Here is a 21,892-nt window from a genome sequence, read left to right as displayed (position 1 = left end):
TATAAATTTCTCCTCTCTATGTTTTGTTATTTTCCATAAAAAAATCCAACTAACATAGGCTAGTTGGATTTTTTATTTTTAATTAGAACGCTCTTCAAGCCAATTTCCAATCGTCGGATATGTTTGTTTTACAGCTGTTCCACCGTAAACGATAGACATATGCCCTGTCGGTAAACATACATATTGTTTATCTGTGCTAGAAATATGGTCTAGTAATGCTTCTACTTGACATGGCAAAGCGATATGATCACGTTTTCCGGAAATATTTAAGACATTCGCCTTAATATTTGCAAGGTCTACCTTTTGTCCGCGAATCACAAGTTCACCCTTAACCAATTTATTATTTTGATAAAAATCACGAATCCACTGTCTGTATGATTCACCCGGGAACGGAATACCATCACCAACCCACTTTTGAACCAATCTCCAGCTTTCGACGAAGCGCTCATTCTCTGAACGATCTACTAAAGCAACATATGGACCAACAAAGTTTGTAATTGGTTTTAGCATTTTGTTTCCGAAATCAATCATTTCTGGCGGAATATTTCCAAATGTATCAACTGCTTTATCTAAATTGAAATATTTCTCATCTAATAAAGGACCATATAATCCTGTTTCAGAGAAATCAAAAGGACTTGTCATAAAGATTAAGTTGCGAATTGGCATGTGCGGATGAAGTGCCGCATAAATAGAAGTTAGCGTTCCACCCATGCAATAACCAAGTAAAGAAATCTCGTCCGATTTTGCAGTTCGCATTACTTTTTTCACTGCTTTTGCAATATAATCAAACACGAAATCATCAAATTTCAAATGACTATCTTCTAAACCAAATGTGCCCCAATCAAGCATATACACATCAAAACCACGGTCCACTAGATATTCCACTAAACTATTTCCAGGAGTTAAGTCCATAATATATGGTTTATTAATAAGAGCATATATTAATAGAATTGGAACTCTTTGTGTTTTTTCTTGTTTTGGAATGTAGCGATAAAGCTTCGTCTTATTCTTCGTCCAAATAACCTCTTTCGGCGTTAATCCTACTTGTGGCTCTGGTTCACGTAATAAAATTTCACTCGCCCTTTTCACCCGGCGGTATGCTTTTCGGTACTCTTCTGGGTACAGCTCTAATTGCTTTTCCCATTCTGTTGCGAATGTAGTCATTTTTCTATCTCCTTTTTGGTCGATTTCCTTCTAAAAAAAGAAGTGCATTCCTGCTATGGATATGCACTTTTTTCTTACTTCATTACATATATAATCCGCCGTTAATGTTTAATTGCTGACCTGTGATATAAGCACCGTCACGGCATAGGTATACTACACCTTTTGCAATTTCATCAGCTTGACCAAAACGTTTTTTCGGGATTTTAGCAACGATTTTTTGGCGTACTTCTTCTGGTACTTCTGCTACCATTTCAGTATCAATAAATCCTGGGCAAATAGCGTTTACAGTTACATTTGTTTTTGCAAGCTCTAATGCTAATGATTTTGTAAATCCTAGCATACCTGCTTTTGCTGCTGAGTAGTTTGTTTGTCCAAATCCACCCGCTTGACCAATAATAGAAGAAATGCTAATGATTCTTCCTTCTTCTGCTTCCGTTATGTATGGAAGTACAGCGCTTGTTGTATTAAATACACTGCTTAAGTTCACGTCAATTACGCGCTCCCAATCTTCACGATTTAACTTTTTGAATGTACGATCTCTTGTAATACCAGCATTATTAACAAGAATATCCACTTTACCAAAATGATTCACTGCTTCTTCTACAAGTCGGTTTGCGTCCTCTACTTTAGAAACATCCGCTTGAACTGCATAAACGTCATGTCCTTCTTTTCCTAGTTCATTTACTAAGTTTTCAGCTGCTTCTTTACTGCTGTTATAGTTAATAACAACTTTTGCTCCCTCTTGTGCTAGCGCTACTGTAATCGCTTTACCAATCCCTTTTGCCCCACCTGTTACGATTGCTACTTTTCCATTTAATTGAACCATTTCTTTTCCCCCTTAAATGAATTTGTGAACGACTATTATGAATCATTTTGGTACTCATACAATGGAGTCCCTATATCATTATGTTTCGCTGTTTATACATAGAAAAGAGATTCTCCCTCTCTCTTTCATATGTTATAAACAAGCGCTATTATCATTTTTTATTTTCTGGCTTATTCGTAGGTTTTACTTCTTCTTTTACAGGTTCTTGTAGTTTCGCTAGTACTGCATTTTGCTTTTCTAGCAATTCTAAAATTTGATCAACTTTCGTTTCTAATGTGCGAAGATCTTGTTTTACTTTCGTAACATCACGCTTTAATGTAGGAGCTTGTCCTAACGAATCCACTTTCTCTTCTAGAACTTCCTCAATGTTATCTACTTTATTTTCTAAGTTAATAACAAGCGTAGCCACTCTAGCGATATCCTCTTTCGTAGGCACATTTACCTGCTCTAAATAGTTTTTTGTTGTATCATTTAATGCTTTTTGATAAAACAAATTCAAATCTAGAACACTGCCCATCCAAGCAGAATATTCTTCTGTTTTAATTGTTTCATTGAGCGCTTTTCCCCAAAATGTTTCGGTTTGTTCATAAGCATTTTTCCATGCTTGTAGTGGATCGAATTTTTGATCAATCACTTTACCTACACTCCCTTTTTTGTTTTTGAAACAATTCAACCTATTCACTATTTTCTAATATTCTGAATAAAACTTCAAGTCTATATTTTATTTTTCTTTATTTTCCAACAAATGTATTGACATTAAAAACAGATAGGTGTAAATTGCACTTATAAGCAAAAAATTCCATCTAACTGATTCATGAGGTGATGCACAATCATGCTACAAAATGAACCAGAACAACGCGAAAGTTTGGAGAATAACCAAGCGAAACAACCAAACTCCATGCCAAAAAACTTCTTAGTTCCCTTCTTACTTCTATGTCTAAAAGACTGGAGTCTTCATGGTTACAAACTTATTCAAATGCTAATGGATATCGGCTTCTCTTCTGTTGACCAAGGTAATGTGTACAGAACACTACGCAAATTAGAAAAAGAAAACCTTATTTCTTCTACTTGGGATACAAGCGACGGAGGGCCAGCCAAAAGAATTTATTCTTTAACTGAATATGGAGAGCAATACTTAACAACATGTGCGACTTCTTTTGAACATTATCAAAATATGTTGCGGACGTTTTTCACGTTATACACCAATGCATTCTTTCCATTTTCTACTTCTCCAGAAAAGGATGAAAAGGATTCTTCATCTTCACCTGGTGGTACAGCAGAGTAATCTGCGTTCACAATATGTAAAAAAACATTTGGGGGTCAAACAATGGAAACTAAACCATACGAATTAGTCGATGCATTTTGGAAAAACTGGTCTCAATCTCTTTCCCTATTCTCTTCAGCTGGGAAACAATTAGAGCAACTTACTTTAGAAACATTAAAACAACAACAAGATGCTTTGCATAAATTAACATCAGGAGTAGATGAACTAGAAAAAGAACTACAACAATTCACTGCTCAGTTCAATAACCAATATACAGATTACGTGAAGCAATTAACTGGAAACTCCTTAAATGATCAAATTAATGAGTGGCAAGACAAGTGGAAAGAACTTTCTGCTCATATGCAACAACTTACTGTTTCTCCTACAAAAACATCTTTGTCTATTCTTACTCAAACAAGCGGTCAATTTGAAGAAACGACAAAGCAATTTATTGAACAACAACAATTACAACGTGAAGAGGCTCAAAAACAGTTAGAAGGTTTTTTGGAAGAGTTCAAGTCAAAACAGTTGGAACTCGCAAAAAAGTTCGAGGAAAACTCAAAAAATCTATTTACTTCCATCAAGTAAGAAAAATGTGGGAGCTAACTGCAGCACAAACAAAACTCTTTCTTCCTCCTACTACATCAAGATGGCTAACATTTTTCGATATGGAAAAGAAGGAGGACAAAATGAATCCATTTCAAGAAGCACAAACTGTTCCGGAGCTTCGTTATGATGAGATTCAAGTCGGTGATCAAGCATCACTTACAAAAACGATTACGGATGAGGACGTTATCAATTTTGCAAAATTGACTGGAGATGTGAATCCTATTCATATTTTAGACTCTTTTGCAAAAACGACAATGTTTAAAGAACGGATTGCTCATGGTATGCTCGTTTCGAGTTTTATTTCTACCATACTTGGAACGAAACTCCCCGGCAAAAACACGATTTATTTATCTCAAAATGTTTCATTCCGCGCTCCTGTCAAAATCGGCGATACACTTCGCGTTGTGGCAGAGGTCATTAAAAAACGTGACGATAAAAAAATCATTACGCTGCAAACAAATATATATAATCAATCGGATGATATTGTCGTGGAAGGTACAGCGACAATACTGAAAAAAGAGTAGCAAATTTGCTACTCTTTTTTCTATCCAATAACTTCTAATCACACCGATTACTTCCGCGTATGAGTACGCCGGTTCCACATAAAATAACGGTACCAGTTCAGATAAGTACTTAGCTGAACTGGACTACTCATAAGGATGTGTATCAATATGGTAAAAACAAACAAATTACTAGTTCCTGGTGCTGAACAAGCACTTGAACAATTTAAATATGAAATTGCACAAGAATTCGGCGTAAGCTTAGGATCTAATACAGCATCTCGTTCTAACGGATCAGTTGGCGGTGAAGTAACAAAACGTCTTGTCGCTTTAGCTCAACAACAATTACGTGGATAACAATATAACATATGGCTTAGAGGCAGATATTCTCTGCCTCTTTCTATTTTTAACATACATAATCATACTTTTTCACATACTAGTAAGAGCAAACTGAAAGGAACGATATGTAACATGAAACGGATTAACATTCGCATGAGTCCTCCCCGTGTTCTTACTTTTTCTTTTATTATGTTATCAATTATCGGTACATGCTTATTAAAATTGCCAATTGCTACAACGACGTCTATTTCATGGCTCGATGCTTTATTTACAACCGTTTCTGCTTGTACGGTTACAGGTCTTGGTGTTGTGGACACTGGGAAAGTATTTACCTTATTTGGCCAATGTGTCATTTTAACACTTATACAAGTGGGTGGACTTGGCATTATGAGCTTTGCTGTTTTAATTGCGATTATGCTCGGCAGAAAAATTGGTCTTCAAAACCGAATTTTACTGCAACAAGCGTTAAATCAAACGAATATAGGCGGTGTCATTCGTCTTGCCAAAGCATTATTTTTATTCTCTTTTACAGTCGAATGTATCGCTACCTTGATTCTCTCTTTTGAATGGGTACCGAAATATGGGATTGCTAAAGGGCTCTATTATAGCTTTTTTCATTCAATCTCTGCGTTTAACAATGCTGGTTTTTCTGTATGGAGCGATAATTTAATGTCCCATTCTCATAGCATTCTTGTCAATCTCGTTATTTCCTCCCTCATTATTTTAGGTGGGATTGGTTTTACAGTAATCGTAGATATAAAAAGAAAGAAAAATTTTAAAAACCTTACATTACACTCAAAACTTATGCTCTCTTCTACTCTAATCGTCAATATTATTGCAACTGTTTTTATTTTCATATTCGAGTTTCACAATTCTCTTTCTATGAAAGGCTTTACCCCATTTGAAGAAGGAATGGCCGCTTATTTTCAGGCAGTTTCAACGCGTACTGCTGGTTTTAATACAGTGGATATTTCTGCCTTATCAAAGCCTTCCCTACTATTAATGATGCTTCTTATGTTTATTGGCGCTGGTAGTGCTTCAACTGGTGGTGGGATTAAGTTGACAACATTTTTAATCATGTTTTTTGGGGTATTTAAATTTTTACAAGAACAAGATGATATTGTCGTGTTTAAAAAATCCATTAAAGATACTCTCATTGTCAAATCATTGACCATCGCTATTATTTCTATTTCATTTATTTTTTTTGCTATTTTAATTTTAAGTATTACTGAGCGCGTACCTCTATTGATGAGTGCTTTCGAAGTATTTTCAGCATTTGGGACTGTCGGTCTCAGTATGAATTTCACACCACACTTAACTATGATCGGAAAAGCTATTATCATCTTTATGATGTTTTTTGGAAAGATGGGACCTTTAACATTGGCTTTTTCATTTGCACGTAAAAAGAACCGGAAAATAAAATATCCGAATGAAGACATTTTAACAGGTTGACAACCGTATAAATTATCCATATAATGAGAGTACAATAGCATATCTCCAAAGGGGAGTAGCGTCCAAGAATATTTCTTGGAAACAAAGTCGTCATTACGTAGAACTTAGTTCTTCCGGCTTTGTTGGCATTTTCATTACATATGTCTAGCAAGACCTTTGCCTATTAACGGCAGAGGTCTTTTTTGCATTCATTTCCAAATTCTTCCAAAGTTAATAGGCAGGAGTATGGGGAAACTAAATAGTGGGGAAATTCTTCACTTATTTAGTACTTATAGAAATGAGAGGAGAATGTACATGGATGTATCATTATTATTGGAGTATGGTTGGGTATTACTCATCCTAATTGCACTAGAGGGGATTTTAGCGGCTGACAACGCTCTTGTTCTTGCAATTATGGTAAAACATTTACCAGAAGAAAAAAGAAAGAAAGCACTATTTTATGGATTAGCAGGGGCATTTGTTTTCCGTTTTGGATCGTTATTTATGATTTCGTTCTTAGTCGACGTATGGCAAGTGCAAGCAATCGGTGCCATTTACCTTATGTTTATCGCTGGTAATCACTTATTTAAAACGTATGTTAAAAAGAATACGGATGAAGAAACAGAAGAAAAAGAAGCAAAGAAAAAACAAGAGAACTTTTGGTGGACTGTATTTAAAGTTGAAGTTGCAGATATCGCCTTCGCAGTTGATTCAATTTTAGCTGCTGTTGCATTAGCAATGACTTTACCAAAGACAGGATTAGGTACAATTGGTAGTCTTGATACTGGGCAATTCGTTGTTATCTTTGTAGGTGGACTTATCGGATTAATCATTATGCGATTTGCAGCAACTGCTTTCGTACAAATCTTAAAACGTAAACCAGGACTTGAAACTGCAGCATTCTTAATTGTAGGTTGGGTTGGTGTGAAACTAGCAGTTTATACGTTAGCACACCCTGCATTAAATGTAATTCCGCATTCATTCCCAGAATCGACACCATGGAAGCTTATATTCTGGATTGTATTAGTTGGAATCGCAGTTGGTGGTTGGTTCTTCTCGAAAGAAGTAGAAGTAAAAGTAGAAAAGAATTTAGACGAAAAAGCGCTGTAATTACAGCGCTTTTTCTTTTTTCCCTTCCCCTCTCAATGTCCAGAAAAAACTCTATTATACTATCTTTTGTAAACGTTTTCTTAATATATGTATGTCCTTTTTGTGAAACATTGCACAAACTTATTGAAACTAAGACCGAATCCATGTACTTTATTCATATAAGGAGTATTTATAGATGATGTACTAAAGGAGCGTATTACTCATGCTAGAACAAGGATTAGATTATGTTGTCAAACTGGCTAAGAGCAAAAAACAAATGCTAGATACAAACCCGATGCAATATTTCATTCGTGCCACACTTGCAGGTATTTATATCGGTTTTATTATTGTACTATGTTTTAAATTAGGTAACTTTTTTCACATTGCAGATTCACCAGCAACTTATTTAGCTGCTTCTATGTTTTTCGGAATTGCCCTCGTACTTATTATATATGGTGGTGCTGAGTTGTTTACTGGAAACACAATGTACTTCACTGTAGCAACTTTAAGAAAAGAAACAACAATTGCTGATACACTTCGTAACTGGGTTGCTTGTTATGCAGGTAATTTAGCTGGTGCTTTATTCTTTGCCTTACTATTTTATGCAACTGGCATTTTTGAAGCAATTGATCACGGTCATTTCATGAATAAAGTAGTCGAAGGAAAAATGAATACACCTACAATGCAACTATTCTTTAAAGCAATTTTATGTAACTGGCTTGTATGTCTTGCTTGTTTCTTACCTTCTCAAGTTAAAGGTGATACAGCAAAAATTATGATGATGATGATGCTCGTTTTCACATTCTTCTTATCTGGTTACGAGCATAGCATCGCAAACTTATCACTGTTTGCTTTATCTTTAGTTTCACCCCATCCGGAGACAATTTCTTTTGCAGGTGCTATTCATAACTTAATTCCAGTTACAATCGGTAACATTATTGGCGGGTCTGTATTTGTCGGTATGGTTTACCATTACTTAACAAAGAAAGCACCTGACGTGAAACAAGAAGAAACTGAATTAGTAGCAACTCAACAAGAAGAAATCATTCCGTTGCAAGCGCATATGAAACATTAAAAACTCCAAAGTTTTACTTTGGAGTTTTTAGCTCCCCACATATTTAACAACAAGATTAGGATTAATCTCTCCTCCTTCCTTTCCCTTATTAATTCTCTGTTTCATCTTATGCATACCGATGACATCATTCGTATGAAAGTGTATTTCATTTACATATAAACCCTCTTTACAAAAAGCTTCTACAAAATCTAATCCACTTTTTTCTCCCCACCCCATGTTAAAATCAAGAGAAAGAATATTCACATCATAATCCCGCACCATTTGCAAAGCATATTCTACTGTAGTTGCGAGCACATACCCGTACGGACAACTTCTTTGATCATCCATATATACATTCATTTTCTATCCCCTCTCTATTTTGCATACGTGACCAACATGTAACATATTGCCCCGAGGCTAATAAAAGGGCCAAACGGTATTTGAGTCCTCATTTTCATACGTTTTAATACGAGACCAGCTCCAAAGAAACAAAGACTAAAGAAAGATGCTAAAAATAAAATCATAAAAATCCCTTTCAGTCCCGCAATAAATCCAAGTAACGAAAGTAATTTTACATCTCCTCCGCCAAGTCCTTCTGGATATATCTTTTGCATGCAGTATAACAAAATGAATATAACGCAACTACCAACTATACTATCTGTCCAAGTGACTAACGGTACAAAAGCACATTCTAAAATGAGTAAACAGGCAAACCAAGCTAAAATACGATTTGGGATTAACATATATATGTAATCTGTAACTGAAATAATAAGAAGTAACGAAAAAAGTGATAAAACGATAATAAGGTCTCGTTCCACCCCAATCATATATACAGTAAGAAGACATATCATTCCAGTTATAAGTTCAAATACTACGTACAAAATTGAAATTTTCCTCTTACAATTCGTACAACGTCCTCTTTGTATACAAAAAGAAATGATTGGAATCAATTCTTTTGGCTTTAGCACATACTTACAATAATGACAATATGAACGCGGGGTTATGATAGACTCACCTAGCGGAACTCTCATCGCAATTACCATAAAAAAAGAACCAAACACCATCCCCGCTAACAATGCATATACATAAGTGAACATCCCTTCCTCTCCTTTCCAGAAGAACATAGCAAAAAAAGGAGAGAACTTCTACTTCATATTATCTCTATTCTATTAAAAAAGCAGGCCATTTTCTGGCCTGCTTTCCCCTATTTTATACGATGAAATATACTGCTTTTAATGGTCCGTGTACTCCGACAACAAGATTCATTTCTATATCTGCCGAGTTACTAGGTCCTGTAATAAAGTTAATACAAGATGCCACTGTCTCGCCATTTTCTACACGCTTGTTCATATCCTCAACTGCTTGTGTAATACGAGGCACAAGTGTTTCACGTGGAATAATAGCAAAGTATACAGTCGGTAAAAAGTGTAAAGAACGACCTTGGCCTTTATGACTTTGTACAACGATCGTACCAGATTCAGCTAAAGTATAATCACTAAATGCAATTCCAATATTCGCTCTTTCCGCGATACGCATATTCTCTTCTTTTTTCTCAGGATCCCATACGTTCACTTCAACATTTTGCTTTGGAAGTTCTTCTTTAAATAAAGAAGTCAACCCATAAGAATCAAAACGTTCATCAGCCGATAACATAATAGGTCCCCCGCCGTTTTCAACGATTACTTTTTGAATATCTTCACGTAAACGATCGTTTGTCGTTTCCACAACAGTTGTATGAATGTTTGTACATTGATTTTTAAATACTTCTAACAATTCTTCTTGTGAATAATCTTTTAACGTTTCTTTATTTACATTATTTTTCCATACTGGACGTTTTACACCATCCGTTTTACGCGCGCGTCCAAGCTCTTTTGCAATATTCTCTAGAAAGGACTCACGGTTTTGAATTAATCCTGTCATTATTTGTCCCCGCCTTTCTTATGATCTTTATACCAATCACGGAATCGTTCTTTACTTGGAGCCGGGAATTCACGAATATCTGTCCAGTTTTTAAGTGGCCCAACACCTTTTGATACACGGTTACCAGATGTAAATGGACTCATTGCTGCTGGCGCCATTTTTGATCCCATTTTATATAAAGCTGCTGAAGATGCACCCATACTAAACATTTTCATTGCTAATTTTTCTGCAAGTGGAGCACGTCCTTCTTGCTCAACGATAACTTGACGATGTTTTAATAATAAATCATGCAATGGAATTTTTACTGGACAAGCTTCTGTACACGCTCCGCATAAACTAGAAGCATAAGGAAGCTCTTTGTAATCATCATATCCACCTAAAAGTGGTGTTAATACCGCACCAATTGGCCCTGAGTATATAGAGCCATATGAATGTCCACCAACATGACGATATACAGGGCATACGTTCACACAAGCAGCACATCGAATACATTGCAACACTTGACGGAATTCAGATCCAAGAATTTGAGAACGACCATTATCAACCACAACTAAGTGGAATTCTTCTGGGCCATCTACTTCCTCTTCTTGAATTGGTCCCGCTACCGTTACATAACTTGTTAATTTTTGCCCTACTGCACTACGACATAGTAAACCAACTAAAACATCTAATTCTTCCATTGTCGGAACCATACGTTCCATACCCATAACTGCAATTTGTGTTTTCGGAATCGACATGACAAGATCGGCATTCCCTTCATTCGTTACTAAACAAAGGGAGCCCGTATTTGCAACAGCAAAGTTACAACCTGTTACACCAATTTCTGCATCCATAAATTTTTCACGAAGTTGTTTACGAACAAACTTTGTCATTTCATATGGGTCATCAGAATTTTCATAGCCAAGCTTTTCTTTAAATACATCACGAATTTGCGTTCTATTTTTATGAAGTGCAGGCGCAATAATATGTGAAGGTGGATCGTTATCTACTTGCAAAATATACTCTCCTAAGTCACTTTCTAACACTTCACAACCAATTTCTTCAAGCGCATGGTTCATACTAATTTCTTCTGTTACCATCGACTTTGATTTTACTACTTTTTTTGCCTGCTTCTTTTTTGCAACGTCTTGAATATACTTTGCTGCTTCCTCTTTCGTTTTTGCAAAGTACACATGTCCGCCTCTTTTTGATACATTTTCACTTAACTGCATTAAGTAATAATCAAGATTTTCTAACGTATGTTGACGAATTTCTTCACCGAGTTCACGCCATTCTTCCCAGTTTCCTAATTCGTCCGCTGCTTTTAAGCGATTCGTATATAAACGCGTTTGTGCAGAAGATACTGCTCCGCGCATAAACGAATCTTGAATTCCATCGCCAACGCGATCATTAAATTTTTTCTCACTGATTTTCATAGACATAGCTTATGTTCCCCCTTCATGAGCGACTATTCAGTACCTCAGCAATATGCATTACTTTTATTTCTTTTCCTAAACGCTCAATACGTCCGCCAATGTTTAACAAACACCCACAATCTGCACCGATTAAATAATCAGCGCCTGTTTCCATTGCACTATCTACCTTTTCATCTACCATTTGCTCAGAAATTGGAGTCATCTTCACTGAAAACGTTCCCCCAAACCCACAACAATTTTGCACATTTGGTAACTCTCTCACAGTTAACCCTTTTACATTTGATAATAAAATTCCTGGTGCCTCTGTTACTCCAAGCATACGTGTCATATGACATGATTTATGAATAGTAGCAATCCCTGGTAAACTTGCACCAACATCAGTAACCTTTAAAACGTCTACAATAAATTGTGTAAATTCATATGTTTTATCAGCAACTTTTTGTGCACGTGTAGCCCACTTCGGATCATCTTTAAAAACATGCGGATACTCATGAAACATTGTCGCACAAGAACCAGATGGCGTAACGATATATTCTGCATCTTCGAAAGTTTCAATCATATGTTTCATCGCTTCTTTTGCTGCTTCTACATGGCCGCTATTATACGCAGGCTGACCGCAACAAACTTGCGCTTCTGGAAATTCAATTTCACAACCTAAACGCTCCAACACCTCAACTGTTGCTTTGCCGACATTTGTTTCAAACATATCGACTAAACAAGTAACAAATAAAGTAACTTTCATAATTATTACTCCCCCTTTTTACAACTCCACCAACAAACATATGGTCATCAGATGACTGAAGAAAGAAGAAGTAGGCTCAACCATGGCCTATCCTCTCCCTCTTCTAAAGAAAACGCTTACTTAATCTCTCTCTATTTTATCAGAAAATTAGATTTTTAAAAGATTAAATTAAGAATTTATATCGTTTCTACCTGTGACAATATGCTCTACATTTGTTAAATGATCTAGCATTGCTTGCTGCGCTAATTCTACATCTTGCTTTAACACTGCATCATATATAACTTGATGCTCTTCTATAAGTCGTTCTGATGTTGTTTGTTCACCATATAAAATAATGCGTCTTGATTCACCAATCGTTTCAGCAATCATCTCTGAAACATGATTCATAAGTTCAATCAAAATGTTGTTATGCGAAGACTCCGCAATTCCCATATGGAACTGAAAATCTGCTTTTTCACCAGCTTTTTCATCTCCAACGCTCTTTGCCATTTCATCTAACCAATGCTTCATATTTTGCAAATTATCTTCCGTACGTTTTGCCGCAGCTACTCGAACTGCCCCCACTTCAAGCACCTTTCGTACTTCTAATAAATTCAAAATATCTTCTTTCTTCATCAATAATCTATTGTTTAATGATTTTGTTAATGAAGAAGAATCGAAGTTCTTCACATATGTACCTTCTCCTTGTTTCATCTCAATTAAGCCCATTGCTCTTAGCGCGCTTAACGCTTCACGAACAGCAGATCTACCAACTTGAAACTGCTCAGCTAATTGATGTACAGGAAGTAGTTTGTCACCAGGTTTTAACGTACCATTTTTAATCATTGTTAAAATAGCTTCAGATACTTCTTCGTAAATCTTTTTCGGTTTAATAGATTTGTACTCCAGTTAAATCACCTCAGTATCTTCCAAACAACAATTGAAACGATTTATAAGAACTTTGCATCATAACTATTTTAGAACGAATTAGTAAGAAGTACAAATGTTTTGTTCATAAAATCGTCAAAATTCCGATATTTATTACATATTAATTTATATCTTTACGTATAACTATTGTCTGCAATATAAAGAACATGCTCTAAAAATTAGAACATGCTCTCCTCATCCTGTACTTTCAATTTAATACTAACCGTCGTTCCATTCCCTTTTTCACTTTCAATTCGCCACTGTCCATCATGTATATGAACAATCTGTCTTACAATTGCCAGGCCTAAACCTGTTCCACCATGTTGACGACTTCTCGCTTTATCAACTCGGTAAAAACGTTGACCAAGGTTTTCTAAATGCTCTGTATCAATACCAATTCCCGTATCTTTTATGTTCAATTCACAGTAATCATCTATCTGCCTGAGCGTTATCATAATAGCCCCGTTTTGATTTGTATACCGTATCGCATTATCTAACACGTTATGAAGCACTTGTTGCATACGATCCTCATCAATCATTACAATGATTTCTGGATTTAAATTTGTTGAAATACAAATTTTCTTTTCTATAAACTTAATCTCATACGTATCTAACACATCTTCAATCAGTTGTGAAAAAACGATAGGTTGTTTCTTTAATGGAAAATGTTCACCTTCTAATTGTGCTAAATCTAATAAATCATGAACAAGACGCTGCATACGATCAGCTTCTTTATGAATGAGCTGTGTTACTTTTTCCTGCTGTGGTCCCTTCGCTACACCATCTAAAATAGCCTCGCTATAACCTTTTATATAACTAAGCGGTGTTCTTAGTTCATGCGAAACATTAGCTAAAAACTCCTTACGCTTTACGTCTTCTGTCTCTAAAGAATTTGCCATTTTATTAAATGCCTTTCCTAATCGTCCAATTTCATCTTCAGAAGAAATTGTAATTCGTTCTGAGAAATCTCCCGTAGCCAAATGATTGGCAACTCGTTCCATTTGCGAAAGTGGTCTCGTAATAGCAATAATAATTTTTCTACCAATCCATATTGTTAGTAAAGTAATAGCAATTGCTAACGGTGCTAAAATAAGTCCCATATCATATATTAAGTCTTTTATACTTTTTAAAGGAATATAAGAATATACAATGCCAACTAATTTCTTATTTTCTAAAACAGGGATGACAACCCCCATAATATTACGATCAAAATGTTCCTCATATCCTATCTTTGTTACAGTTTTTCCATCTAATAAAGATTGCCTGTCCCCTTCACTTATAAGAGAATGATGATGCACATCAAAAGGTAAACATGCGCTTAAATCACGTGGATTAGATACGAAAAGAACATCTGAACTAGATATTTGATCAAATGCTCTTACTTTCTCTTCAAAAGTTGATATTCCTTCACGCTTATCATATTGCGCAGCAAGACGCTTTCCTTCCATTACTAATGAATCTTTTAAATTATCAACGTATAGTTTTTCATACGAATATAAAGATACAAAGTAAAGAAAGGACACTGTTACAAATACTGCACATACTACTGTCAGCCAAAGCTTCTGTACCATCGTAAACATACGTTACACCTCAAATTTATAGCCTACACCCCAAACAGTTTGAATGTAGTTTCCACTTTCTCCAAGCTTCAAACGCATCGTTTTCACGTGCGTATCTACTGTTCTTGTACTTCCGGCATAATCATATCCCCATACCTTTTCCAGCAATTGTTCTCGGCTAAATACTTGTCCCGTATGTTGGCAAAGAAAATAGAGTAAATCAAACTCTTTTACTGTAAGAGAAATCGGCTCACCATCAGCCTCAATCTTCCTACTTTTTTCATTAATAAGGATCGGGCCAAACTGAATCTCCTCTTGTTGCTCTTGCTTTGTATAACGTCTTAACACAGCTTCTATACGAGCGATTAATTCACCAGGACTAAACGGCTTTACAATATAATCATCTGCTCCCATACGTAAGCCGTTCACCCTATTCCACTCTTCACCTTTTGCTGTTAAAAATATAATTGGTACATCTGACGTTTTTCTAATTTCTTTACATACTGAAAGTCCATCCATCTCTGGCATCATAATATCTAGTACAACGAAATCATAATGATTCGTCTCTAATTTTTTTAGAGCTTCTTTTCCATTTTCAGCTTCTCCCCACTCGTATCCGAAATTATCTAAATACATTCCGACAAGTTGTCTCATATCACTTTCATCATCTACAACTAGTACCCTATATTTATTCATTGTCCTCCCCTTCCCTCTCTATGAGTTGAAACGGCCCTTTTCCAACTTTAATTGTTTGTTTTATTTTCAAGTTCTTCATATCCATGACGCAAACTTCATCACTATCATAGCTTGCTACGTACCCTTCTGCCCCGCTCTTCAAAAATGCAAATGGGTTCGATCCTACTTCTACAGAATCTACCTCTTTATATGTGCTAACATCAAACTTTCTAAGCGTATTTGAACCGTGACTTAATGCATATACATACTTATTATCCTTCGTTATATTCACAGGCATAAACGGAGCGTGTAAAGAACGTACCATTTCTCCGCTCTGCAAAGAATACACTAATACTTTCTCATTGACTTGATTTCCATCACCATGTCCACCAATCCATATTTCTTTCCCATCAGGACTAATTGTCGCTCCCGTTGACGCTGGGGGAATCATAAAGGATTGTATCACTTCTTTTTTCTTTGAATCAATTGTCGTTAGTTTCGTATCATAAAAGTTTAATACAGATAACTGGTTATGGTACTCTACCATCGTTATTGGCCCTTTTCCGGTTGACACACTTCCTGTCTCTTTACCTTTTATCGTAAAGAACCTTACCTTTTGTGCATTTTGATCGGCAGCAAATAATTGCTTTTTATCTTCTGATACGACTACATTTACAATGCCTTTTCCTGTTTTATATTTTTCCACTTGCCTTCCTTCTGCTAGTGAATATACATACATGTACTCTAACTGCTTACCATATACAAGTATGTCCTCACCGTTTGGAAGGAGTGCAATTCCTGCCATTGGTTCGTTAAGTTCCCATGTCGTAATTAACTTTTTAGTTTGCTTATCAACAAAACTAATACTACCTTCTTTTATATTCGTTGTTATAATAACGCTTTTATCTTTAGCAATCGGTGTATATGAACTTCCTTGACACCCTACTAATAGAAATAAAAAACAGAGAAGAAAAACATACTTTCTCAAAAGATTCCCTCCATCTTCGGATGATTTCGTTATAATTGTAAAATAACAAATAAATGTGTGGAAAGTGTGAAATTTCCCTTTCTTACTTCATTTACATATATAATGTACAACAAATAGAATTTGAGGTGGGCAAATTATGCTTTTTCCTGATTTAGCGAATAAAATTGTACGAGAAGTACGCAGACTAATTAAAGAAAATATTATTATCATTAATATACACGGCGTTATTATTGCAAGTACAGATATAGAAAGAATCGGCCAATTTCATGAAGGCGCACTCCGCTGTGCGAAACAAAAGAAAACTGTCATTATTACAAAAGAAGATGAACGACGTTTGCAAGGCGTAAAAGCGGGTATGAACCTCCCTTTACTATTCCATGACGAAGTAATTGGTGTCATTGGAATTACAGGCGAACCTGAAAATATTTCACAATACGGAGAAATATTACGTAAAATGACCGAACTACTCATCCATGAAAACTATTTTTTAGAACAACTAGAACTTGAACACCGTTCTTATGAAGCATTTGTCTTTGATTGGCTTCAAAATACAGACTGGTCTCCAAGCTTTCTCGATCGCGCCAAAACACTTGGTATTGATTTGTATAAGAAAAAACAACTTATTTTGTTCTCTATCGATCAAAATGACACGATGCTTCAGCGTAAAATTTGGCAACATGTACGCAACCTATTAACAAAGGAGCATCTATTTGTTCGCTGGGGAAATGATCGATTTATTTTATTTACAACCACGAACTCCAAAGAGCAAACGTATCAATTTTTAAAACGATTAAAACAAGACTGTGAAACTTTATTTTCTATTCCTTTATATATTGGGATTGGAAAATCCGTTACGCCAAGCAATATGAACTTATCATACGAACAAGCATTACAAGCTCTTTCCGTATCACTTGAAACAAAAAAAATTGTATTTAATGAAGATTTACGTTTAGAAATGTGCTTACAAGATATTTCTGCTGAAACGCGGGAACAGTTTCTAAAGCGCACCATCGAAAACTTACTATCATCACCTGAGCTTATGCACACTTTACGTTTATTTATCGATTATAACCAATCCTATAAACAAACAGCGCAGCAATTACATATACACATTAACACATTGCATTACAGACTTAAAAAGATTGAGGAGTATACAGGACTTGATCCGAAACAATTCAAAGACTTAAACATTTTATACTTCTCGCTCCTCTTATTAGATAATCACACAAAAAAGAACGATAAAAATGATTAATCTTTAGATGATTATACATAGAAAGAATCCCCCGATTTTTTTATCATTATAACGAAAGCACTGTGACAACGTTTTTTATTATGACTCATTACGTTAACAGTTTGAGGGGGATTTCCAATGTTAGAAAAGCAAATTATTGATTCATTCGTATCCATTGTTGGCGAAGATAATGTAGATACATCCAATATGGGGCGTTTAACGTATAGTTATGATGCCACTCCAAACTTCCAAGCAATGCCTGATGCAGTCATTGCTCCTCGTAATACAAATGAAGTAGCAGAAGTGTTAAAAGTATGTAACACTCACAACATTCCTGTATATGTTCGTGGCTCTGGAACAAACCTTTGCGCAGGAACATGTCCACTTGAAGGCGGTATCGTCCTTATCTTCCGTCATATGAATAACATTTTAGAAATTGATGAAGAGAATTTAACAATCACAGTACAAGCTGGTGTGATTACGCTTGATATTATCAAAGCAGTAGAAGAAAAAGGTTTATTTTACCCACCAGATCCAAGCTCAATGAAAATTTCTACAATCGGCGGTAACATTAATGAAAACTCAGGTGGCTTACGCGGATTAAAATATGGCGTAACACGTGATTATGTGATGGGTCTTGAACTTGTCTTACCAAATGGTGATATGATTCGCACTGGTGGTAAATTAGCAAAAGATGTAGCTGGTTACGATCTAACTCGGTTATTTATCGGTTCTGAAGGAACACTTGGCGTCGTAACAGAAGCAATATTAAAACTTGTTCCTATGCCTGAAACGAAGAAAACGATGCTTGCACTCTATGAAGATATTAATGAAGCTGCACGTGCTGTTTCTTCTATTATTGCAAATAAAATCATTCCAGCGACACTTGAGTTTTTAGACCAGCCGACAATTGAAGTAGTAGAAGAGTTTGCTCAAATCGGTTTACCAACTGACGTAAAAGCAATTTTATTAATTGAGCAAGATGGTCCGCCTGAAGTTGTCAATCGAGATATTGAAAAAATGGCTAACGTTTGTCGTTCTATGAATGCAGTTGATGTTCGCGTTGCAAAAGATGAAGCAGAAGCAGATGCGCTTCGAACAGCTCGCCGTAGTGCACTATCAGCACTTGCAAGATTAAAACCTACTACAATACTGGAAGATGCAACGGTACCACGTTCACAAATCGCTCCAATGGTTGAAGCGATTAATGCCATTGCAAAAAAATATAATATTCCTATTTGTACGTTTGGGCATGCTGGTGATGGTAACTTACATCCAACTTGTATGACAGATGCTCGTAATGAAGAAGAAATGCACAGAGCTGAACAAGCTTTCGCTGAAATATTTGCGAAAGCAATTGAACTTGGCGGCACGATTACTGGTGAACATGGTGTTGGTGCGATGAAAGCTCCGTATTTAGAAATGAAATTAGGTAAAGAAGGTATTGCTGCTATGCAAGGGATTAAACAAACCTTCGATCCAAATAACATTATGAATCCAGGAAAGATGTTCGCGAAGGACACTCGTAAAAGAGTGGTGGTTGAGCGATGACAACATTAAATAAAGAAAACATTCAAAAGGAATTTAAAGAACGATTAAGTGAAGATGAACTACTAAACTGTATGCGATGCGGTTTCTGCTTACCAACTTGTCCTACTTATATTCAATCTGGATATAAAGAATCACATTCACCACGTGGACGTATCGCATTAATGAAAGCAGTCGTTGACGGTTTAATTGAGCCAGATGAAGATGTTGAAAACACATTAAATGTTTGCCTCGGCTGTCGTGCTTGTGAACCTGTTTGTCCATCTGGTGTGAATTATGGACATTTATTAGAAGAAGCTCGTGATATTATAAATCAAAACAAAAAGTTCTCAGTGCCAGTGAGAGCTGTTCGTAAAGTCGTTTTTGAAGGACTGTTCCCGCACCAAAATCGAATGAGAACATTAACCGGACTAATTGGTTTTTATCAGCGTTCTGGTTTACAAACGCTAACACATAAAACAGGGATTATGAAGTTATTCCCTGAAACACTTGCAACGATGGATCTCGTTTTACCAAAAGTCCCAAAAATGAAAGCAATGAAAGATCGTCCTGAATTTTTACCTGCTGAAAGTACAAAAAAGAAACAAGTTGCATTCTTCACAGGTTGTTTAATGGATACAATGTTTTTAGAAACAAATAACGCAACGATGAAACTTCTTCAGTTAGCTGGTTGTGATATCGTTATTCCGAAAACACAAAGTTGCTGCGGGGCATTACACGGGCATGCTGGTGAGAAAAGTGGAGCAAAAGAATTAGCGAAACGCAATATAAAAGCATTCGAAGATTTAAGCATCGACCATATTATTACGAATGCTGGTGGTTGCGGAGCTTACCTCGTAGACTACGATTACCTGTTAAAAGATGATCCACAGTGGGCTGAACGGGCAAAGCAGTTTGTTTCTAAAATTAAAGATATTACTGCTATTCTAGTAGAACTAGATTTCCATAAACGTAATGACTTACGACTCACGCCGCAAGTTATTACGTATCAAGACTCTTGTCACTTACGCAATGTTATGCGCACATCTTCAGAACCTCGTATGTTACTAGAAGCAATTCAAGGCGCAACATACCGTGAAATGAAAGATGCGGATCGCTGCTGTGGTTCTGCTGGTATTTATAACATTGTCCATTCAGAGCTATCAATGGAATTTCTAGATTACAAAATGGACCGTGTGCATGAAACAGAAGCAGCAACCATTGTCACTGCAAATCCAGGTTGTTTATTACAAATGAAATTAGGTATTGAACGAGAAGGTCTTTCTCATAAAATGAGAGGAATTCACATTGTTGATTTATTATTAGAAGCAATTGAAACCAACTCGTAATAACTCGTAACATACGTAATAATAGGAAAACGGCTATCTCCTTCGTCTATGTAAAGAGATAGCCGCTTTTTTGTCCGCTACAACATTAAAAATATGTTACTTTATTATAAAAAAGAACAACAGAAACATTACAGTTTTGTAAAAATCAATCCAGTATATTCCTCAAAAAAACGCTCAAACCATTGATACAATAGGATTCTTCATTTTCAATATAGGTACATTTATCCAAAAACCCCCTCTTATAACCAAGTATAAAAATGCTGAAAATTCCTTTTATACTCTATGTTTCTCTTATTTTTCCCCCTTTCCCCTCTTAGGATAAATTAGGTAAATTTTAAGTCTATGAATTTTTTTCCATCTTTTTTCTCACAAAATCTATGCTACGATGAATTTGTCAGTCAGACAGGCTGTCAAAAACAAATCGTGTGAAAACAAATTAAAACTTTATATAGGGGGACACACATCATGAAAAAGCGTGTTTTATTATCTGTAGCTGCTGCAACGGCTCTTACTTTAGGAGTATCTTCTCTAGATGCACAAGCTGCAACAGTACAACCATCTAACATAAAGGTTCAAAATATTCAGCATTCAAAAGTGATGATGAAGCAAATGAGCCAACAAGAATTACAAGCATTCTTACAATCTATGGGCGTTGAGTCATTAGCACAATGGCAACAAGGAAACTTCCAACCAAATTGCATTATTCCTGGTCAACAACCTACTGAAAATGTTGTAACTGAGCAACCAACAGCTAAGCCAGAAACTCAAAAGCCTGCTGAGCAAAAGCCAGTTGAGCAAAAACCTGCTGAAGAGGTGCAAAAACCAGAAGCTCAAAAGCCTGCTGAAAACAATAATACTCAAAAACCTGCTGAACAAAAACCTGCTGAGCAAAAGCCTGCTGAAGAAGCAAAATCTTTAAGCGAGTTCGAACAACGTGTTGTTGAATTAACAAACGCTGAGCGTGCAAAACAAGGTTTACCAGCTTTAAAAATCGACACTGAATTAAGCAAAGTAGCACGCATTAAATCTGAAGATATGCAAAAAAATAACTACTTTGACCATAACAGCCCTACATACGGGTCTCCGTTTGACATGATGAAGAAATTTGGTATTTCTTATACATCTGCAGGTGAAAACATCGCCCAAGGCCAACGTACACCTGAAGAAGTAGTACAAGCTTGGATGAACAGTGCTGGACACCGTGCAAACATCTTAAATAATGGCTTCACTCATATCGGTGTTGGCTATGTAGAAAGCGGTAACTACTGGACACAACAATTTATTACGAAGTAAATAGATTAAAA

23 protein-coding genes and 1 riboswitch are annotated in these 21,892 nt (G+C 36.0%); of the genes, 11 read left to right on the top strand and 12 right to left on the bottom strand.

All coding sequences use genetic code 11. The annotated features are described in order from the left end of the window. Positions 1 to 78 precede the first annotated feature (78 nt). From phaC to phaR, 3 genes are all read right to left on the bottom strand, one after another. Complete coding sequence (gene phaC / locus AC2CGR_RS01960) at positions 79 to 1,164, bottom strand: class III poly(R)-hydroxyalkanoic acid synthase subunit PhaC (protein ID WP_000206336.1); 1,086 nt, start codon at positions 1,162 to 1,164, stop codon at positions 79 to 81. An 82-nt stretch (positions 1,165 to 1,246) separates the two neighbouring features. Beyond that, positions 1,247 to 1,990, bottom strand: a complete 744-nt coding sequence (locus AC2CGR_RS01955; protein WP_000250412.1) for an acetoacetyl-CoA reductase — start codon at positions 1,988 to 1,990, stop codon at positions 1,247 to 1,249. A 151-nt stretch (positions 1,991 to 2,141) separates the two neighbouring features. Further along, positions 2,142 to 2,624, bottom strand: coding sequence for a polyhydroxyalkanoic acid synthase subunit PhaR (gene phaR / locus AC2CGR_RS01950; protein ID WP_000566952.1), 483 nt, complete (start codon positions 2,622 to 2,624; stop codon positions 2,142 to 2,144). 198 nt (positions 2,625 to 2,822) lie between these two features. On the opposite strand from phaR, the gene phaQ reads away from it, so the two are divergent. The 7 genes from phaQ (at position 2,823) to AC2CGR_RS01915 (ending at position 8,297) form a co-directional block, all read left to right on the top strand. Continuing rightward, positions 2,823 to 3,275, top strand: coding sequence for a poly-beta-hydroxybutyrate-responsive repressor (phaQ, locus tag AC2CGR_RS01945; protein ID WP_000939954.1), 453 nt, complete (start codon positions 2,823 to 2,825; stop codon positions 3,273 to 3,275). Between the two features lie 42 nt (positions 3,276 to 3,317). Beyond that, positions 3,318 to 3,842 carry a polyhydroxyalkanoic acid inclusion protein PhaP gene (gene phaP, locus AC2CGR_RS01940; protein ID WP_087965320.1) on the top strand — a complete coding sequence of 175 codons (525 nt, stop codon included), beginning with the start codon at positions 3,318 to 3,320 and terminating at the stop codon, positions 3,840 to 3,842. A gap of 101 nt (positions 3,843 to 3,943) precedes the next feature. Beyond that, positions 3,944 to 4,387, top strand: coding sequence for a MaoC family dehydratase (locus AC2CGR_RS01935; protein WP_001067916.1), 444 nt, complete (start codon positions 3,944 to 3,946; stop codon positions 4,385 to 4,387). A gap of 147 nt (positions 4,388 to 4,534) precedes the next feature. Then, entirely contained in the window at positions 4,535 to 4,720 is a 186-nt protein-coding gene (locus AC2CGR_RS01930) for an alpha/beta-type small acid-soluble spore protein (protein WP_000241212.1), read from the top strand. Between the two features lie 114 nt (positions 4,721 to 4,834). Next, positions 4,835 to 6,154: a TrkH family potassium uptake protein gene (locus AC2CGR_RS01925; RefSeq protein WP_087965322.1), complete on the top strand. Its 1,320-nt coding sequence runs from the start codon at positions 4,835 to 4,837 to the stop codon at positions 6,152 to 6,154. Between the two features lie 38 nt (positions 6,155 to 6,192). Beyond that, a riboswitch (yybP-ykoY riboswitch) is annotated at positions 6,193 to 6,358 on the top strand. Positions 6,359 to 6,448: 90 nt separating this feature from the next. Continuing rightward, complete coding sequence (locus AC2CGR_RS01920; RefSeq protein ID WP_000383320.1) at positions 6,449 to 7,243, top strand: TerC family protein; 795 nt, start codon at positions 6,449 to 6,451, stop codon at positions 7,241 to 7,243. Positions 7,244 to 7,445: 202 nt separating this feature from the next. Further along, positions 7,446 to 8,297: a formate/nitrite transporter family protein gene (locus AC2CGR_RS01915; RefSeq protein WP_000893052.1), complete on the top strand. Its 852-nt coding sequence runs from the start codon at positions 7,446 to 7,448 to the stop codon at positions 8,295 to 8,297. A 27-nt stretch (positions 8,298 to 8,324) separates the two neighbouring features. Here AC2CGR_RS01915 and AC2CGR_RS01910 read toward each other — a convergent pair whose 3' ends face one another. The 9 genes from AC2CGR_RS01910 to AC2CGR_RS01870 form a co-directional block, all read right to left on the bottom strand. After that, a complete protein-coding gene (locus AC2CGR_RS01910) occupies positions 8,325 to 8,636 on the bottom strand; it encodes a cyclic-phosphate processing receiver domain-containing protein (RefSeq protein ID WP_484480469.1) in 312 nt (103 codons plus the stop codon). Positions 8,637 to 8,650: 14 nt separating this feature from the next. Then, positions 8,651 to 9,373: a prepilin peptidase gene (locus tag AC2CGR_RS01905; RefSeq protein ID WP_131101702.1), complete on the bottom strand. Its 723-nt coding sequence runs from the start codon at positions 9,371 to 9,373 to the stop codon at positions 8,651 to 8,653. A 112-nt stretch (positions 9,374 to 9,485) separates the two neighbouring features. Beyond that, on the bottom strand, positions 9,486 to 10,196 hold the full coding sequence (locus AC2CGR_RS01900) for a LutC/YkgG family protein (protein WP_087965326.1): 711 nt from the start codon (positions 10,194 to 10,196) through the stop codon (positions 9,486 to 9,488). After that, positions 10,196 to 11,617, bottom strand: coding sequence for a LutB/LldF family L-lactate oxidation iron-sulfur protein (locus AC2CGR_RS01895; RefSeq protein ID WP_000061914.1), 1,422 nt, complete (start codon positions 11,615 to 11,617; stop codon positions 10,196 to 10,198). The genes AC2CGR_RS01900 and AC2CGR_RS01895 overlap by 1 nt, the downstream gene beginning before the upstream one ends. 16 nt (positions 11,618 to 11,633) lie before the next feature. Beyond that, on the bottom strand, positions 11,634 to 12,353 hold the full coding sequence (locus tag AC2CGR_RS01890; RefSeq protein ID WP_000869155.1) for a (Fe-S)-binding protein: 720 nt from the start codon (positions 12,351 to 12,353) through the stop codon (positions 11,634 to 11,636). Positions 12,354 to 12,521: 168 nt separating this feature from the next. Continuing rightward, on the bottom strand, positions 12,522 to 13,211 hold the full coding sequence (locus tag AC2CGR_RS01885; RefSeq protein ID WP_254904405.1) for a FadR/GntR family transcriptional regulator: 690 nt from the start codon (positions 13,209 to 13,211) through the stop codon (positions 12,522 to 12,524). A gap of 227 nt (positions 13,212 to 13,438) precedes the next feature. Next, positions 13,439 to 14,839 carry a sensor histidine kinase gene (locus tag AC2CGR_RS01880; RefSeq protein ID WP_087965328.1) on the bottom strand — a complete coding sequence of 467 codons (1,401 nt, stop codon included), beginning with the start codon at positions 14,837 to 14,839 and terminating at the stop codon, positions 13,439 to 13,441. Positions 14,840 to 14,842: 3 nt separating this feature from the next. Further along, positions 14,843 to 15,514 carry a response regulator transcription factor gene (locus tag AC2CGR_RS01875; protein WP_087965330.1) on the bottom strand — a complete coding sequence of 224 codons (672 nt, stop codon included), beginning with the start codon at positions 15,512 to 15,514 and terminating at the stop codon, positions 14,843 to 14,845. Next, positions 15,507 to 16,481: a YncE family protein gene (locus tag AC2CGR_RS01870; protein WP_001234164.1), complete on the bottom strand. Its 975-nt coding sequence runs from the start codon at positions 16,479 to 16,481 to the stop codon at positions 15,507 to 15,509. Before AC2CGR_RS01870 ends, AC2CGR_RS01875 begins: the two co-directional genes overlap by 8 nt. A 136-nt stretch (positions 16,482 to 16,617) precedes the next feature. On the opposite strand from AC2CGR_RS01870, the gene AC2CGR_RS01865 reads away from it, so the two are divergent. The 4 genes from AC2CGR_RS01865 to AC2CGR_RS01850 all read left to right on the top strand — a co-directional run bounded on the left by AC2CGR_RS01865 (position 16,618) and on the right by AC2CGR_RS01850 (position 21,881). Next, the gene (locus AC2CGR_RS01865; RefSeq protein WP_087965332.1) at positions 16,618 to 17,733 is read left to right on the top strand and encodes a CdaR family transcriptional regulator; all 1,116 of its coding nucleotides are present in this window, start codon (positions 16,618 to 16,620) and stop codon (positions 17,731 to 17,733) included. A 117-nt stretch (positions 17,734 to 17,850) separates the two neighbouring features. Continuing rightward, a complete protein-coding gene (gene glcD, locus AC2CGR_RS01860) occupies positions 17,851 to 19,263 on the top strand; it encodes a glycolate oxidase subunit GlcD (RefSeq protein WP_087965334.1) in 1,413 nt (470 codons plus the stop codon). Beyond that, entirely contained in the window at positions 19,260 to 20,588 is a 1,329-nt protein-coding gene (locus tag AC2CGR_RS01855) for a (Fe-S)-binding protein (protein WP_087965335.1), read from the top strand. Before glcD ends, AC2CGR_RS01855 begins: the two co-directional genes overlap by 4 nt. 465 nt (positions 20,589 to 21,053) lie before the next feature. Further along, positions 21,054 to 21,881, top strand: coding sequence for a CAP domain-containing protein (locus AC2CGR_RS01850; RefSeq protein WP_087994482.1), 828 nt, complete (start codon positions 21,054 to 21,056; stop codon positions 21,879 to 21,881). Positions 21,882 to 21,892 lie beyond the last annotated feature (11 nt).

This window comes from Bacillus sp. LSHTCR4, from assembly GCF_057197025.1.
Note: the sequence above shows the minus strand (reverse complement) of the source record. Positions and strands in the feature narration are given on the sequence as shown.